Raw genomic sequence first — 15003 nt, 5'->3', positions numbered from 1 at the left:
ATCGCAGAACAGACTGAAATTTCCGTTAATGCAGCGCGGGACGGTGAAGGGACAACACGCCCCCGATTTCGTGGCAATCTGGCTCGCAAGGCCGGAATTCTTTGCTAATGCGGGGTTAACCGATCACAAATACCATCGCATCAGCAGCAGCTATTACACGAGCGGGGGCCTTGCCGTGCTTCGACCGAAAGCGGGAATAACCATAGGAATTGCCATCATGGCAGCCTGCGCGGCTGTGCCGGTCATGTCCGTCCATGCCCAGACAACGGGGAGCGGTGCGAACGCCAACGTGGTCAAGTCCGGCGTCGAAGCCTGGCAGAGGCAGGACTTCGCGGGCGCGGTCCGTCAATGGGAAGCCGCCGCCGCCAGGGGCGATGCGGACGCGGAGTTCAACCTGGGTCAGGCTTATCGGCTGGGCAAAGGCGTGCCGCAGGACATGGCAAAGGCCGAATTCTATTTCGGCCGCGCCGCCCGCAAGGGGCATCCGCAGGCCGGCGACAACTATGGCATCGTGCTGTTCCAGTCGGGCCGCCAGACGGAGGCGCTGCCATGGCTCAACACGGCAGCCGATCGGGGAGAGCCGCGCGCGATGTACATCCTCGGCATTGCCGCCTTCAACGGCGACTACGTCGGCAAGGACTGGGTGCGCGCCTATGCGCTGATGACGCGCGCCGCTGCCAGCGGCCTGCCGCAGGCGACAACCAGCCTTGCCACGATGGACACCGTGATCCCGCTGGAGCAGCGGCAAATGGGCATTTCGCTGGCCGGCGATCTCGAACGGAAAGCGGAGCAGGCGCGCAGCGTGCAACTCGCCGCCAGCGATCTGGGCGCCAAAGCCCCGGCATTGCCGACGCCCGGATCCGCCGCGCCAAGACCGTTGCCCACCACGAGCATCCCCGCTTCCACCGTGGCGACGGCTCCGGCAACGCCCATGCCGCCGCGTCCGGTCGCACCCCGGCCGGCACCACCCCCGCCCGCTGCGGCCCGGCCACCGGCGCCCGCACCCCACGCCACAGGCAACTGGCGTATCCAGTTGGGCGCGTTCTCGCAGCGCGGCAATGCCGATGCGCTGTGGAGCCGGGTGAAGGCCCGGCCAGGCGTGGCCGGCCATCCCCGGATCGACATTCCCTCCGGCGGCGTGACGCGCCTGCTCGCCGGCGGCTACGCCGGACAGGCGGACGCGGAAAGGGCATGCGACGGCCTCAAGGCTGGTGGCATCGCGTGCCTGGTGATAAAGCCGTAAGGCTTTGACGGATCACGCTTCGGACCAGTCCGCTTCCCCCGCATCTCCATCGCGCGGCGATCCTTCGCGAATCGCGGCGATTGATTTCGTGCGCGGCATTGCCGTGCTGGGCATCCTGACGATCAACATCACCGGGTTCTGGGGTCCGACGCTGGCCAGCTTCTCCCCCGCCCTGCCCCGCGTCGAACCCGGCGCCGATGCGTGGTTCGCGCTTTCGTTCCTGCTGTTCGAAGGCAAGATGCGCGCGCTGTTCACGCTGCTGTTCGGGGCCAGTATGATGCTGTTCATCGAAGCCGCCGAACGGCGCGGGCTGAACGGCGATGCGATGCAGGCCCGCCGGCTGTTCTGGCTCGCCCTGTTCGGCTATGTCCATTACCTCCTGCTGTGGTGGGGGGACATCCTGTTCCCCTATGCCCTGTGCGGCCTGGGCGCGCTGGTGTTGCGCCGCCTGCCGCCTGCCGCGCTGACCGCCATTGCCATCGCGGTGTTCTGCGCCGCACACGGACTGGACGGCATCGGCGACTTACCCGGCATAGCGGCCGAACAGCGCGTGCTATCCGGGCATGGCACCGCAGCGGAACAGGCTGAACAGGCCGCGATGATGGCGCGGATCGCGCAATCGATGGCGCAGGACACGCAGATCCTGAACGCCGGCTTCCTTCAGGCGATCCGGCTACGGTTTGGTGCGGCGCCGTTCCTGCCGTTCAAGATCGCGCTGGCGACCGCGACCGAAACGCTGCCGCTGATGCTGGTGGGCATCGCCCTGTTCCGCAGCGGCTTTTTCACTGGCGGCTGGAGCCGGCAGGCGATCTCCCGCCTGGCGGTGGCCGGCATCGGCATCGGCGGGATGCTGACGCTGCCGGTCCTGTGGTGGATCTGGGCGCATCACTTCCCGCCACGCGCGATGCTGGGGGTGATGGACCACATTGCGGCTATCCCGCGCGCGATCATGGCGTTGGGCTACCTCGCCGCGCTGATGCTGTGCTGGCCGGGCACAAGCGCCCATCCGCTCGCCCGCCGCCTCGCAGCCGCCGGACGCTGCGCCTTCACCAACTACCTGGGGACCACGGTGCTGATGGGCGCCGTGTTTTCGGGCTGGGGCCTGGGCCTCGGCCCCGAACTGCCGCGCATGTGGCTGCCGGCTTTCGTCGTTCTCGGCTGGATCGCGATGCTGGCCTGGCCGGCATGGTGGCTTGCCCGATTCCGCCAGGGGCCGATGGAAGCGGCGTGGCGACACCTGACGTTCCTGTTCGTCGCGAGGCCATCCTGATCCCGCGGCTCAGGATGGCGTATCCGCCGCCTTCTGCGGATGCTTCGGACTCAGGATCAGGACACCGCCTTCCACGCGCCACGACTTCAGCCGCGACAGCAGGTTCATGCCCAGCACATTGAGGCCGCCGGTCGATCCGGTGACGATCACGTCCATGTCGCGCGCCACGATCGATCCGAAGCGCAATTCGCCCACCCGCGCCATGCGCGCCTCCACTTCTCCGTTCGCCGTGCGCACCGATACCGGCAGGCGCAACGGATCGGGCCTGATGTCGGCGGCGGCGGCGGCATCGTCGGACAGCGCCGTGATGGTGGCCCCGGTATCGACCATGAAGCGCTGGCGCACGCCGTTGACGCGCGCTTCGATCCAGTAGTGCCCGTCGGCCGCCAGGGGAATGCGCGTTTCGCCACCCGCCACGGTCTGCGCCGGCATCCCGATGTTGGAGGTGAGAGAATCGAACGTGGGATCGAGATGCACGAAGCGCACCACCGTCAGCGCGAACACCGCCAGCAACGCGACATTGCCGACAAGGCCCAGCAGCCGCCCGGTCAACGGTAGAAAGCCGCGAATCATGCCGGCGATCATCACCAGCACGATCGCGCCGCCCGCCGCCAGAAGCAGCGGCGGGGCACCGGTCAGCGCCGGCGGCAAGGCAGCGATCAGATTTCCCGGCATGTCCATCGAATCGCGCGTACCATGCCTTTCCTTTCACGCGGCTGACATCATCGGAACGCATGGGCGGTCAAACCATTGGAGCGATCATGATCCTCACCATAGCCACCCGCCTTTCCTGCCGCATGTATGGCGCAACCGATGCCTTGCTCCAGATCGAAGCGGCCCCGACCTCGCAACAGTCCATCCTTTCCGCAAACATCGCCAGCACGCCCACCCCGCACTTTCTGCGCGTGGGGGCACAGGATGGCATCGGCGAAAGGATATGGGTTCACCACGACGGCGAATTCTCGGTCAGTTACGATGCGCGGATCGAAGTGCTGCGCAACGATTTCGACCTGGCGTCGCTAGCCGGGCTGCCGCCGCACCGCCTGCCGGGAGAGGCGGTGCCCTATCTGCTCGATTCGCTCTATTGCCCGGCCAGCCGGCTCCAGCCCTTCGTGCAGGAGGAATTCGGTGCGCTGGCGGGCGGTGCGAAGGTGGAGGCGATGCGCGCCTGGATCGCCGGCCACTTCCGTTACGTTCCGGGATCGAGCAATTCCGCGACCACCGCGCTGGACAGCTTCGTCGAGCGACGGGGCGTGTGCCGCGACTATGCCCATACGCTGATCGCCCTTGCCCGCGCGGCGGCCATCCCCGCCCGCTTCGCGTCCGGCTATGGCCCCGGTGTATCGCCGCAGGACTTTCACGCCGTGGCCGAGGTGTTCCTCGCCGATCCGGCGGGCCAAGGCGGAAGCTGGCGCATCGTCGATGCCACGGGGATGATCACGCCCGACGCCTTCGCGGTGATCGGCGTGGGGCGCGATGCGGCGGACGCCAGCTTCTTCACCAGCTACGGCACGATGGACCTTGTATCGAAGGACATCACCGTCCGCAGCGAGTAACGGCTGCCGCCGATAGCGGGAGGAACAATCGGGTTTACTTCCCTTTCAGCCCTGTGTGTTAAGCCGTGCGCAAGGCCGCGCGAAGCATGGACGCACGGTTCGCGACCGAAGGCGATGAAAGGCCGGCACCCGTGAAAGACGATGGACCGATGAACCTGCTGCGCAAGCGCTGGATTCGCGTGCCCGCCGGTTTCGTTGCCATGTCGCTCGCCTCGATGCTGGCGTTCCACGTGGGCCAGGATGCGGCGCAGGTGTTTTTCCCGCACAAGGACGAGGCAGCGAAGCCCGCGCCGGCCAAACCCGCCGCCACGGCACCACAGCCTGCCGCTAACGCCGCCGTCCCGCAACCGCCGGCCGACGATCCCTTTGTGGTCAAGTCGATCCTGAAAATCGACGAACCGATCAAGTTCGGCCAGTTCTTCTGGGACGAAAGCAAGGGCGAGCCAGGACCGCTGGTCGTGACGGTCGATCTCGCGGCGCGCACCCTCTCCGTGTTCCGCAACGGCCACGAGATCGGCGCGACCGCGATCCTCAAGGGCTATGGCGACAAGCCCACTCCTGTCGGCGTCTTCCCGATCACCGAGAAGGACGCCGATCACGTTTCCAACATCTATGACGCGCCGATGCCCTACATGCTGCGGCTGACCAACGACGGCGTCTCGATCCACGGCAGCAAGGTGGAAAAGGGCTATGCCACCAACGGCTGCATCGGCGTGCCGGATGCCTTTGCCAAGCGCCTGTTCGAACAGGCAAAGCTGGGCGACAAGGTCATCATCACCGACGGCAAGCGCATCGGCGTGGGCGATCCCATCGTGGTGGAGCAGCAGACCCAGACGCCATCGGGCGCCTGAGCCTTGCGGCATAGGCGAATGGGCATCAGCGGGGCGCCATCCGGATCGCGCCGTCAAGGCGGATGTTCTGGCCGTTGAAATAGGAATTGCGCACCAGTTCCATCGCCAGCGAGGCGAATTCCTCGGGCTTGCCCAGCCGTTTCGGGAACGGGACCGAGGCGTTGAGGCCATCCAGCACCTTTTCCGGCAGGCGGCCCAGCAACGGCGTGCCGAAGATGCCGGGCATGATCGAGTTCACGCGGATGCCAAGGTCCATCAGATCGCGCGCCATCGGCAGCACAAGGCCGTTCACGCCAGCCTTCAGCGAACCGTAGGCGACCTGCCCCACCTGCGCATCCTGCGCGGCGACCGAGGCGGTGAGAATGATGGTGCCACGTTCGCCGTCCTCCAGCGGGTCCAGCCCAGCCATGCCGAGCGCCGACAAAGAGGCGACACGGTAGCTGGCGATCAGGATGCCCTGCGCAGCAAATTCGTAGTCTTCGGTCGAAAGGCGCACGAACTCGCCGGTCTCCTTGTTGCGGCCGACGGTCTTGCCCTTGCGGTTGGCCATGGCGCAGTGGACGCAGACGCGTTCCTGCCCGTGCGCGGCGCGCGCCTTTTCGAAGCCGGCCACCACCGATTGTTCGCTGGTAATATCGACCTTGCAGAACAAGCCCCCGATCGCGCTCGCGACCTCCTGGCCCAGTTCCTCGTTCAGATCGAAGATCGCGACCTGGACTCCGCTGGCGGCCAGCGCCTCTGCCGTGGCGCGCCCCAGTCCCGAAGCGCCGCCGGTAACGACGGCGGCCATGCCCGCATCAATCCGCATCTTGCTCTCCCATGATTTAACCGATCGATTAAATCATGGGAGCCGGCACGGCAAGAGCCGATCAGAGAATGTCGGCCTCGTCCCCCAGCGCGGCGCGCAGCTTTTCGAGCGCCTGCGCCTTGAGCTGGTGGACACGGGGAATGCTGACGTCGAGCACCTGCGCGATTTCGGCGAGGTTCAGTTCCTCGACGAAGTAAAGCTGGATGACGAGCTGGAGCCGTTCCGGCAACGCGGCGATGGCGAAGGCCACCCGCGCGCGCATCTGTTCGTCGGCCAGCAAGGCGAAGCTGTCCGGCCGGTCGTCGGCGAAGGCCGGGTCGCTGTCGGAATAGGCGCTGTCGATCGTTTCAAAGCGCACTGGTTCGCTCCCGGCGTGCAAGGTGGCAAGCTCCTGGTCGGTAAGGCCCATGGCGGCGGCCAGTTCGGCATCGGTGGGATCGCGCCCCAGTTCGTTGCGCAGCGTCGCGGTATGATCGGCCAGCATCCTGCGCCGTTCGGAAACGCTGCGCGAAAGCGGCGTCACACGACGCACCAGATCGACCATGGCCCCGCGCACGCGCATCTTGGCATAGGCGGCAAAGCCATCCTCCGTCGGGCCAGAGTGCTTTTGGGCGCATTCGGTCAAGGCGACCAGCCCGGCCTGCACCAGATCTTCCAGTTCCATGCCGGCGCGCCCGGACCCATGGATGTGCCACGCCAGGCGCCGGACCATGGGCAGAAACCGGCGGATACGATCCGCGGTATCGTCACGGTAGGCACGCGCGGCGGCAAATCGACGTTGATCATGTTTCATGCAGCAAGGCCCTCGGGGTGCAGCACTGACGGTTGGGGAAGCGCGGGAACGGGCCTGGGCGCCTCGTTTCCGATGACGGAAATGACCTCGATCGGCTGCGTCGGCGGCAGTTCGGAGATCGAAATGACAAGACAGGTCGGCGCACGCATCCGCAGCAGCGCGGAAAGCGCACGGCGCGCGCGGGGCTGGACCACCAGCGCCACCGGCGACGCGGTCGGCCCGCGATCGCTGATGATCTGCGCCACCCGTTCCCCGATCCCGCGCGCGAGATCGGGTTCGATCACTGGCTGGCCGGTTACCGGGTCCTGCAACCCCTGCACGATCATCTGTTCCAGCGAACCGTCGAGCGTCAACACCGGCAGGCGATCGTTCGGCCCGCACACCCGCGCGACGATCATCGCGCCAAGGCGCGCGCGCAGGATGTCCACCAGGCGATCGTGCTCGGTCGTCTGCAGCACCGCTTCGCTCAAGGCCGAGAGGATCGGCAGCGGATGGGCAATGCTGACACCGTCTTCCAGCAGCGCATGGAACAGGCGCGTGACGGCGCCCAGCGACAGCGGCTGCGGGTAGATCGTTTCGACCAGGCCGGCCGCGCGGACCTTGACCGCGTCGAAGATGGCGCGAACTTCGTCCGGTCCCAGAAGCACTTGCGGGCGTTCGCCGAGAAGCTGGTTGAGGTGCGTAGCGATGACCGTGCTGGCATCGACTGTCAGGAATCCTTCGGCGATGGCATGGTCGCGCTGGGCGGCATCGATCCACAGCGCCGGGCAGCCGAAGCTGGGATCGCGCGTGGCATCGCCCTGCAGCCCGTGGTTCTCGCGGGCCTCGCCCACATCGATGGCCAGAATCTTCTCGCCCTTGATGCTCGCCCCGCCCAGCGTGACGCCGCCCAGCACGATGCGATAATCGTTCGGCGGCAGATCGAGCGCATCACGCACACGGAACTGCGGCACGATGAAGCCGAAGGTCTGGCTGAGCTGCTTGCGCACGCCGGTAATGCGGGCAACCAGCGGCGAACCGCGCCGGTCGTCGACGAGATGGACAAGGCCATAGCCCAGCTCGATGGTGACGAGCGTCTGGTCGCTGACCTCTTCGAGCGTGATGCGCGAGGGATCGACCGGGATTTCCTCCTCGACCACTTCGGGCGCGGGGCGTTCGGCGCGCTTCTTCAGCGCCCACCACAGCCAGCCCGCAAGTCCGGCAGCCGGCAGGAAGATGGACTGCGGCATCGCCGGTATCATGCCGATCGCGCCCAGGATCACCGCAACCGGCAGCCAGGTGCGCGGATCGGCGAGCTGGCCGCCGATCTGCCCGGCAAGGTCGCGGGTATCCGACACACGGGTCACGATCACGGCGGCGGCAATGGAGAGCAGCAGCGAGGGGACTTGCGCCACCAGCGCGTCGCCAACCGCCAGCGTCACGTATTTCTGCGCGGCATCGCCGGCGGTCAGCCCGTGGCTGATCATGCCCAGACAGAAGCCCGCGATGATGTTGACCGCAAGGATCAGCAGGGCCGCAATGGCATCGCCCTTCACGAACTTGCTGGCACCGTCCATCGAACCGTAGAAGTCCGCCTCGGTCGCCACTTCGCGGCGACGGGCCTTGGCTTCGTCGGCGGTGAGCAGGCCGGCGGCAAGGTCGGCGTCGATCGCCATCTGCTTGCCCGGCAAGGCATCCAGGGTGAAGCGCGCGGACACTTCCGAAACGCGGCCAGCACCCTTGGTCACCACCATCAGGTTGATGATCATCAGGATCATGAACACGAACAGGCCAACAGCGAAGTTGCCACCGATCAGGAAGGCGCCGAACGCCTCGATCACATGGCCGGCCGCCGCGCCGCCCTGGTGCCCGTTGACCAGCACGATGCGCGTGGAGGCAACGTTGAGCGCCAGGCGCAACAGGGTGCCGAACAGGAGGACGGATGGGAAGGACGAGAAATCCAGCGGCTTCTCGGCATTCATCGAGGCCATCAGGATCGCCACCGAAAGGGCGATGTTGAGGACGAAGAACACGTCGAGCATGAACGACGGGATCGGCACGATCATCAGGACGATGAGCGTGAGAATCCCCGCCGGCAAGGCGAGAGCACTGGGTGAGCCTAGGCGCTTGAGCATCGTGGCTTAGAGTCCGAAAGAGCGGAGCCGGTCATAGGCGGCGCGGACATGGCTGGGCGTGGCGGAAGCGTCGTTCAGCGCGAAGGCATCGCGCAGCGTGTCCGCCATCGAGGAAGCCGGACGGGCCGGTTGCTGGCCGGCGGCATAGGCCGTCGCCTGGAATTCCTGCGCGATCGGGCCACCCGTGAACGTGGGCGTGCTATCGACCGGCATGACGTTGCCGGGCGCTGCCGGCAAATAGCCGCCGGCCCAGGCCATGTCGCTGCCCGTCGCGCCACCGGCGGCGGCAAGGCGGCCGCTGAGAAGGCTCATCACCCCCTGCAGCGAACGCGGCGCGCCGCTATCGTCATAGAAGATCGACCGGTTCGAAGCCGCGGCCTGCGGCAACAGTGCCGCTGCCGATTGCGAGGGATCGGTCGCCATGGCGGTCAGGAAGCGTCCCGCCCCTTCCGCGCCGAGAAAGTGCGCGAGATAGAGTTCGGAATTCCCCGGCTGCCGCCCCAGCACGCCGAACAGATAGTTGCGGTTGTCGTTGGCCAGTTCGCCCGCCATCAGCGCCGAAAGCTGCGGATCGGAGCGCATCGACATGATCTGCTGGCGCAGCGCCGGATCGCGGACGCTGCCGTTCTCGATGACGCTGCCGGCCCAGTCATAGCCATGATCCGCGCCATGCTTGTCCAGCGTGCGCAGCCAGGTGGAATTGGTGAACTGGTAAAGCCCGGTGGCGCTGGAAGTGCGCGCGCGTGCGTTGGGATTGAGGCCGGATTCAAGCCTTGCCTGCGCCAGCAGGTAGCCGAAGTCGACCCCCGTCGCCTGTGCGGCGCGCGAGATGGCGGCGCGCACATCGCCCGGCCCGGTTGTTCCATCCATGGCAGCGGCCCATGCGGCCGGCCCGGCGGGAGACTGGACTGAACTCACAAAAATCCCTTTCCGTCACGCTGCTTCCGATTTCGAAAGCGGCTTCAGGAAAGGGATCAGCAAATATCGTGCCAAACACCCCGATTAAGGGGCGCAGGGAAATAAATATCAGGCCCGGTAGTTCAGCCGGCGGGTCGAGCGATGCGCATTGTAAAGCGTCGGTGCCCCCACCATCGCGTCCAGACGCGCCGAAACATTCGAGGCGATCAGGTTGCGCACGCGGCGGTTGGCTTCATTAAGGCGCCGCGCAGCGTCCAGAAGGCCGCGGCATTCCTCATCGACCAGTTCCGGTGAAGCGTCACCCAGGCGCCCGCACAGGTTGCCCTTGTCCACCGCGCATCCCATGATCGCATCCACGTCAAGGCCGGCAAGCGCGTGCCGTTCCTTTTGCAGGACGGCAACCATCTGCCGCAGCGTGTCGCGCATTTCGATGGGACGGACGGCGGCTTCATGGCTCATTGCGGGCTCCTCCAGAGCATACCGGCAGCAATCATCGCGTCAGCGATCTTGGCGGGGATCAGGGGATAGCGGCCGCTCTCGATCGCCTTGCGGATTTCCGCAACCCGTTCGGAGTTGACCGGCGCAGTGCCGGCTTTGACCGCTTCGCTGGTTTCCACCTGCGGTGTGGACGAAGCCACACTGCCGGAGGTTGCCGGCTGATCGTCCGCTTTGACCGATTGCAGGCCAGTCTCGGTGTTCACAGTCTTGACCTGAACCGCGCCAACCGGGCGCGTCGGTCCGATTTCAAATGATGGCATGGTCCCGCTCCTATAGCGTTTCTCATGCCCAAGAACGGCGTTGAAGCCGGTGCGTTAAGGCCACCCGGAAAAAAATTGCCGAATGGCGGTCATTCGATCGGTAGTTCCACCAGTCCCGGACGCACGATCTGCGCACGCACGGGGTCGGATTTGGCCGAGGTCTTGACCCGTATCCACGCGCCAACAGCCCCGGAATCCATGGCTTCTCCGGGTTGGGAGACGGCAAAGCCCTCGCCCGTCACGGAAACCGTCACGGCTTCGCCGCGCAGAACCGCCGGGGCGGCAGCTTCTTGCCGGGTTGCCGGCGCAAGGCCGACCACCGGCACGAAAATGCGCCAGCTGCCGGCGTCCGGACACTGAACGATCACGCTATCGCGCGTGCCGCCCCGCCAGGAGAGCGCCAGTGGCGCACGGCAGGCGGCGAGGCGCATCCGGCGATCCACCGGCAAGGCAGCGCCCCCAGGCACGCCGATCGGCGAACCGGTAAAGCGCGCCACGGCGATGTCGATATCGGTCAGATCGGCAAGCCCGGCCCGCTGGGCCTGTGCCGGCGTGCCGATAGCGGCGCCAGCCAGCGCCATGGCCAGAAAGCTGAAAGAAGGAATCTTGCGCGTCATGGGTAAGGACCCCGGATAAGTAAGTGTCTCTCGCAAATAAGCAAACATCGTGCCATCCATCAGGTTGCCGATGCGCTTTCTTCGGTATCGAAGCCAAGCGTGACCGTAGCCCCGCGCGAGATGCCCGGCTCCACGACAACGCGCGCGTTTTTGCCACGTTCGCCCGCGCTCTGCGCCAGCGCCGCGGCGCGCGCGAACGCGGCCGCCTGGTCGCCGGGGCCATGGCGCACCACGATCGTCACGCGCAAACGCGGATCGCTGCCCTGATCGGCAAGCCATTGCGCCAAAGGCGGAGCGCCCGCGCCATCGGACCACACGCCCACCGGCTCGGCGCGAACCGAGGCCTGGACGGGTGCCGGCGGCGGGGTATGAGCGGCGGCGGCATGGGCTTTCGCCACGGGCTGCGCTTTCTCCGGCGTGTTGGCCAGCGCGGAAGCCGCGATCATGAACAGGATCATCGACAGGTCGGCCAGAATGGTCTGCCAGCCGGTCGACGGGCGAACGATCATGCCGCTTCCCCCGCACGCGTCGCGGCAGCGGCATGTTCGTCCGCACCGTGGCGCGCAGCGGTGTGGCCACCATGGTGATCCGCCTCATGGCGCGCATGGCGCGGCGTGGCGAGCGCGACCTGCTGAACCAGCCAGTCGATCACCGACTGACGCGCAGCTTCTTCGTCACGCGCGCGCCGCTCGACCATCTTGGCCAGCGGACCGAGCACCAGATTGGCGAAGATCAGCCCGTAAAGCGTGGTCAGCACCGCCATCCCGATGGCGCTGGAAAAAGCGCCGCGTGCCACACCGTCGGCCGGCAACTGCGTCAGCGATACGAGCGTTCCGGCAAGGCCGAACACCGGTGCCAGATCGGCCGCCTGCGCCAGCATCCCCGCCGCCTCGCCCGCTTTCGTCCGGCGCGCGGCGCGAAAGGCCTCGTGCTTTTCCAGCAGGCCAGAGACCGACCGGGCCGACAGCATGGCGTTGGTGGCTTCATCGAACTCGCGATCACCGCTGCGGCACGGCTGGGCGCGCAACAGGCCGTTGGCGCGAATGTCGGCGGCCTGCCCGGCCAGGACGGCGCGGACGGCATCGGCACGGAAGCGCGGCCGGAACAGGTCCGTCAGCGCCTTCCCCGTCGTTACGGTCGCAGACAGGCCACAGCGCAGCACAGCGGCCAGCGCGGTGCCGCCAAAGACGATGACGGCGGCGGCGGGATTGTAGAAATGCGTGAAATCCATGGATCAGGAACTCCTGCTCGGGGCGAAGAACGGCTTTGTTTTCCGAGGTTTCAGGGAGTGGCCGAACTTTGCCGGTATCCGCCGCCAAACGGCAATCCCTTGCCGGAAATGCGCCGCGATTTTGCCGCTTGGACGATGCGCGGGAGCGGCAAAACGATTTGGCACGATGCTTGCAAAATCGATGTCGGCAACACCTATGCGGAGCTGACCGACGATGAGCGACAGTCTTTTCGGGATACATGGCAAGGCGCTTGAGCTGCGTTCGCAGCGCATGGGCCTGCTGACGTCCAACATCGCGAACGCCGGAACACCGGGCTACAAGGCCAAGGACATCGATTTCCAGGCCGCGCTGAAGGCGCGCGCCACGGGCGCGAGCGAAGACCAGGCGATGGCATCGGCCACGCGCTATCGCGTGCCGGTCATGCCCAGCCTTGACGGCAACACCGTCGAGATGGCGACCGAGCAGACCGCCTTCGCCGAAAACGCGGTGGGATACACCGCGACACTCTCCTTCATCCGCGGACGCATCGACAACGTCACGCGCGCGCTCAAGGGCGAATAACCATGGCAGGCCCAAACACCTCCCCCATGACGCTGTTCAACGTGGCTGGCCGCGCGATGTCCGCGCAGCTCGTGCGCATGAACGCGGCGGCATCGAACCTCGCGAACGCGGGCACGGTCTCGTCCAGCGAAAGCACGGCCTACCGCCCGCTGCGTCCCGTCTTCTCCGAAGAACTGGACCGGTCGACGGGCCTTGCCACCGTCAAGGTCAACGGCGTGTACCGTTCGTCCGCGACGCCGATCAAGGATCACCAGCCGGACAACCCGCTCGCCGACCAGAACGGCGATGTCTGGTCCGCTCCGGTCGATGAAAGTGCGGAAATGGTCGAGATGCTCGAAAGCTCTCGCCAGTACCAGAATGTTGTCGAGGCGATGCAGACCGCCAAGCAACTGATGCTCGATACGATGAGGATGAAATAATGACCAGCAGCGTTTCCAATACGTCGGGCACCGGTTCGACGACCAACACGTCCACCGCCAAGAACTCGTGGGGCTCGCTGGGTGCGGGTGATTTCCTGAAACTGCTGACCACGCAGCTTCAGAACCAGGACCCGACCGCCCCGGTGGACAACACCCAGATGGTCGCGCAGCTCGCGCAGTTCTCGAGCCTTTCGACCTCGAACGACATGAGCAGCACGCTCAAGACCATCTCCAGCCAGATCGCCACTCTGAACACCAAGCTCACGGGCACGGCGAGCTAAGACCTTCAACCGGAAAGGACCTCCACCATGTCTTTCTACACTTCACTCACCGGCCTGAAGAACGCCCAGACCGATCTTGGCGTCATCAGCAACAACATCGCCAACGCGGAAACCAACGGCTTCAAATCGAGCCGTACCGATTTCGCGGATATCGTGGCCACCACCGCGCAGACCTCGCCGACCATGACCATCGGCATCGGCGCGCAGGTTTCGGCGATCAAGCAGAACTTCAAGGCCGGCGCCACCGACCTGACGGGCAACGCGCTCGATGTCGCCATCACGGGCGAAGGCTTCTTCACCACGCGCGATGGGGTAACGGGCAACACCTATTACACCCGCAACGGCTCGTTCGACCTGGACAGCAACGGCTATATCCATGACGACACGAACAACCGCCTGCAGATCTATGCTCCGGGCGGCTCCACGCTGACCGACGCGCAGATCCCGCTGACCAACGGCGCCGGTTCGGAATATGCCGGCATCACCATCGCCGAGAACGGCGATGTCACGGCGTCCTACGCGGATGGCTCGAACACCGTGATCGGCACGGTCGCGCTGGCCTCGTTCACCACGCCCACCGGCCTGCGCCAGGAAGGCTCCTCGAACTGGAGCGTGACCGGCATTTCCGGCCCGGCCGCTTATGGCACGCCTTCGACCGGCAAGTATGGCGGGCTTCTCGCCGGCGCGGTCGAGCGTTCGAACGTCGACATCGCCGAGGAACTGGTCGGGCTGATCACGGCCCAGCGCAATTTCCAGGCGAACGCGAAGGCGATCGATACGGCCACGCAGATCTCGCAGACCGTGATCAACCTGCGGAGCTGAGGCTAAACCATGGACCGCCTGATCTACACCGCCTATTCGGGCATGAGCACGTCAATGACGAAGCAGCGGATGATCGCCAACAACATGGCGAACTCGCAGACCGTGGGCTTCCGTGCCGAAATGCTCACGACCACGCCGATGACCCTGAAAGGCCCCAGCCTGGAGGCGCGGGCCATGACGGACGGCGAGGTCTATGGCGCGGACATGAAGCAGGGAGCGATCATCGCGACGAACAATCCGCTGGATATCGCGATGAACGGCAAGACCATGCTGACGGTCCAGGCGGACGACGGTTCCGAGGCCTATACCCGTCGTGGCGATCTTTCGGTCGACGCGACCGGGCTGCTCGTCAATGGCGACGGGCGGCCGGTGATCGGCAGTGGAGGGCCGATCACCGTGCCGCTCGGTTCGAAGATCACCGTCGCGCCCGACGGCAGCGTCATGGCCGCCGACCCGGCGACGCCTGACACCCCGCCGCAGGTGGTGGACCGGATCAAGCTGGTCAGCACCGATGGATCGCCCATCAAGAAGGGCATCGACGGCTTCTTCCGCGTCGAAGGCGGCGGCGTGCTGCCCGGCGATGAGGATGCCCGCGTCGTGACCGGATCGCTCGAGCAGTCGAACGTCAATCCGGCCGACGTCCTGGTCCAGATGATCGAGGCGCAGCGCAGCTTCGACATCCGCACAAAACTGATCTCGACCGCGCGCGAGGTCGATGAAAACAGCGCCGCGCTCATGCGCATCAGCAGCTAACGGAGTA

Annotated in this window: 20 protein-coding genes; 10 read left to right on the top strand and 10 right to left on the bottom strand. The window is 66.0% G+C overall.

From position 1 onward, the window contains the following. The first annotated feature begins 217 nt into the window (after positions 1 to 217). Both NMD1_RS21715 and NMD1_RS12145 read left to right on the top strand, forming a co-directional pair. On the top strand, positions 218 to 1243 hold the full coding sequence (locus NMD1_RS21715; RefSeq protein WP_304413631.1) for an SPOR domain-containing protein: 1026 nt from the start codon (positions 218 to 220) through the stop codon (positions 1241 to 1243). Between the two features lie 4 nt (positions 1244 to 1247). Beyond that, on the top strand, positions 1248 to 2513 hold the full coding sequence (locus NMD1_RS12145; RefSeq protein ID WP_125954944.1) for a DUF418 domain-containing protein: 1266 nt from the start codon (positions 1248 to 1250) through the stop codon (positions 2511 to 2513). Between the two features lie 9 nt (positions 2514 to 2522). Here the strand turns inward: NMD1_RS12145 and NMD1_RS12140 are convergent, their stop codons facing one another. Next, entirely contained in the window at positions 2523 to 3188 is a 666-nt protein-coding gene (locus NMD1_RS12140; protein WP_125954943.1) for a TIGR02281 family clan AA aspartic protease, read from the bottom strand. Between the two features lie 86 nt (positions 3189 to 3274). Here NMD1_RS12140 and NMD1_RS12135 point away from each other — a divergent pair, with 86 nt between their 5' ends. After that, positions 3275 to 4069, top strand: coding sequence for a transglutaminase family protein (locus NMD1_RS12135; RefSeq protein ID WP_124809231.1), 795 nt, complete (start codon positions 3275 to 3277; stop codon positions 4067 to 4069). 215 nt (positions 4070 to 4284) lie between these two features. Continuing rightward, positions 4285 to 4920 carry a L,D-transpeptidase family protein gene (locus NMD1_RS12130; RefSeq protein ID WP_370449683.1) on the top strand — a complete coding sequence of 212 codons (636 nt, stop codon included), beginning with the start codon at positions 4285 to 4287 and terminating at the stop codon, positions 4918 to 4920. A gap of 25 nt (positions 4921 to 4945) precedes the next feature. Here the strand turns inward: NMD1_RS12130 and NMD1_RS12125 are convergent, their stop codons facing one another. From NMD1_RS12125 to NMD1_RS12085, 9 genes are all read right to left on the bottom strand, one after another. After that, positions 4946 to 5728 (bottom strand): SDR family oxidoreductase, encoded by a 783-nt coding sequence (locus tag NMD1_RS12125; protein WP_125954942.1) that lies wholly within the window; start codon positions 5726 to 5728, stop codon positions 4946 to 4948. A 61-nt stretch (positions 5729 to 5789) separates the two neighbouring features. Next, complete coding sequence (locus NMD1_RS12120) at positions 5790 to 6521, bottom strand: sigma-70 family RNA polymerase sigma factor (protein WP_124809233.1); 732 nt, start codon at positions 6519 to 6521, stop codon at positions 5790 to 5792. After that, positions 6518 to 8635 (bottom strand): flagellar biosynthesis protein FlhA, encoded by a 2118-nt coding sequence (locus NMD1_RS12115; RefSeq protein WP_124809234.1) that lies wholly within the window; start codon positions 8633 to 8635, stop codon positions 6518 to 6520. The genes NMD1_RS12120 and NMD1_RS12115 overlap by 4 nt, the downstream gene beginning before the upstream one ends. Before the next feature lie 6 nt (positions 8636 to 8641). Continuing rightward, the gene (locus NMD1_RS12110) at positions 8642 to 9505 is read right to left on the bottom strand and encodes a transglycosylase SLT domain-containing protein (protein ID WP_125954941.1); all 864 of its coding nucleotides are present in this window, start codon (positions 9503 to 9505) and stop codon (positions 8642 to 8644) included. 156 nt (positions 9506 to 9661) lie between these two features. Further along, positions 9662 to 10012 (bottom strand): flagellar protein FlgN, encoded by a 351-nt coding sequence (locus NMD1_RS12105; RefSeq protein ID WP_125954940.1) that lies wholly within the window; start codon positions 10010 to 10012, stop codon positions 9662 to 9664. Next, the gene (flgM, locus tag NMD1_RS12100; RefSeq protein WP_125954939.1) at positions 10009 to 10311 is read right to left on the bottom strand and encodes a flagellar biosynthesis anti-sigma factor FlgM; all 303 of its coding nucleotides are present in this window, start codon (positions 10309 to 10311) and stop codon (positions 10009 to 10011) included. The genes NMD1_RS12105 and flgM overlap by 4 nt, the downstream gene beginning before the upstream one ends. A gap of 89 nt (positions 10312 to 10400) precedes the next feature. After that, positions 10401 to 10928: a flagella basal body P-ring formation protein FlgA gene (locus NMD1_RS12095; RefSeq protein ID WP_233497576.1), complete on the bottom strand. Its 528-nt coding sequence runs from the start codon at positions 10926 to 10928 to the stop codon at positions 10401 to 10403. 59 nt (positions 10929 to 10987) lie between these two features. Then, positions 10988 to 11437 (bottom strand): hypothetical protein, encoded by a 450-nt coding sequence (locus tag NMD1_RS12090; RefSeq protein ID WP_124809238.1) that lies wholly within the window; start codon positions 11435 to 11437, stop codon positions 10988 to 10990. Next, entirely contained in the window at positions 11434 to 12159 is a 726-nt protein-coding gene (locus NMD1_RS12085; RefSeq protein WP_125954938.1) for a MotA/TolQ/ExbB proton channel family protein, read from the bottom strand. The genes NMD1_RS12090 and NMD1_RS12085 overlap by 4 nt, the downstream gene beginning before the upstream one ends. Here NMD1_RS12085 and NMD1_RS21100 point away from each other — a divergent pair. Genes NMD1_RS21100 through NMD1_RS12060 form a run of 6 tightly spaced genes read left to right on the top strand, consistent with a single transcriptional unit; the run spans position 12145 to position 14996 of the window. Continuing rightward, on the top strand, positions 12145 to 12414 hold the full coding sequence (locus NMD1_RS21100) for a hypothetical protein (RefSeq protein WP_158453949.1): 270 nt from the start codon (positions 12145 to 12147) through the stop codon (positions 12412 to 12414). The two genes, NMD1_RS12085 and NMD1_RS21100, sit on opposite strands and share 15 nt — an antisense overlap. Beyond that, positions 12374 to 12721 carry a flagellar basal body rod protein FlgB gene (flgB, locus tag NMD1_RS12080; RefSeq protein ID WP_125954937.1) on the top strand — a complete coding sequence of 116 codons (348 nt, stop codon included), beginning with the start codon at positions 12374 to 12376 and terminating at the stop codon, positions 12719 to 12721. Before NMD1_RS21100 ends, flgB begins: the two co-directional genes overlap by 41 nt. 2 nt (positions 12722 to 12723) lie before the next feature. Continuing rightward, positions 12724 to 13140, top strand: a complete 417-nt coding sequence (gene flgC, locus NMD1_RS12075; protein ID WP_124809242.1) for a flagellar basal body rod protein FlgC — start codon at positions 12724 to 12726, stop codon at positions 13138 to 13140. Further along, complete coding sequence (locus NMD1_RS12070) at positions 13140 to 13421, top strand: flagellar hook assembly protein FlgD (protein WP_124809243.1); 282 nt, start codon at positions 13140 to 13142, stop codon at positions 13419 to 13421. Before flgC ends, NMD1_RS12070 begins: the two co-directional genes overlap by 1 nt. Before the next feature lie 27 nt (positions 13422 to 13448). Beyond that, positions 13449 to 14243: a flagellar hook-basal body protein gene (locus NMD1_RS12065; protein ID WP_125954936.1), complete on the top strand. Its 795-nt coding sequence runs from the start codon at positions 13449 to 13451 to the stop codon at positions 14241 to 14243. Positions 14244 to 14252: 9 nt separating this feature from the next. Continuing rightward, the gene (locus NMD1_RS12060) at positions 14253 to 14996 is read left to right on the top strand and encodes a flagellar basal body rod protein FlgF (protein WP_125954935.1); all 744 of its coding nucleotides are present in this window, start codon (positions 14253 to 14255) and stop codon (positions 14994 to 14996) included. Positions 14997 to 15003 lie beyond the last annotated feature (7 nt).

This window comes from Novosphingobium sp. MD-1, from assembly GCF_001014975.1.
Classification (GTDB): domain Bacteria; phylum Pseudomonadota; class Alphaproteobacteria; order Sphingomonadales; family Sphingomonadaceae; genus Novosphingobium.
This window is presented reverse-complemented; position numbering and strand designations above follow the sequence as displayed.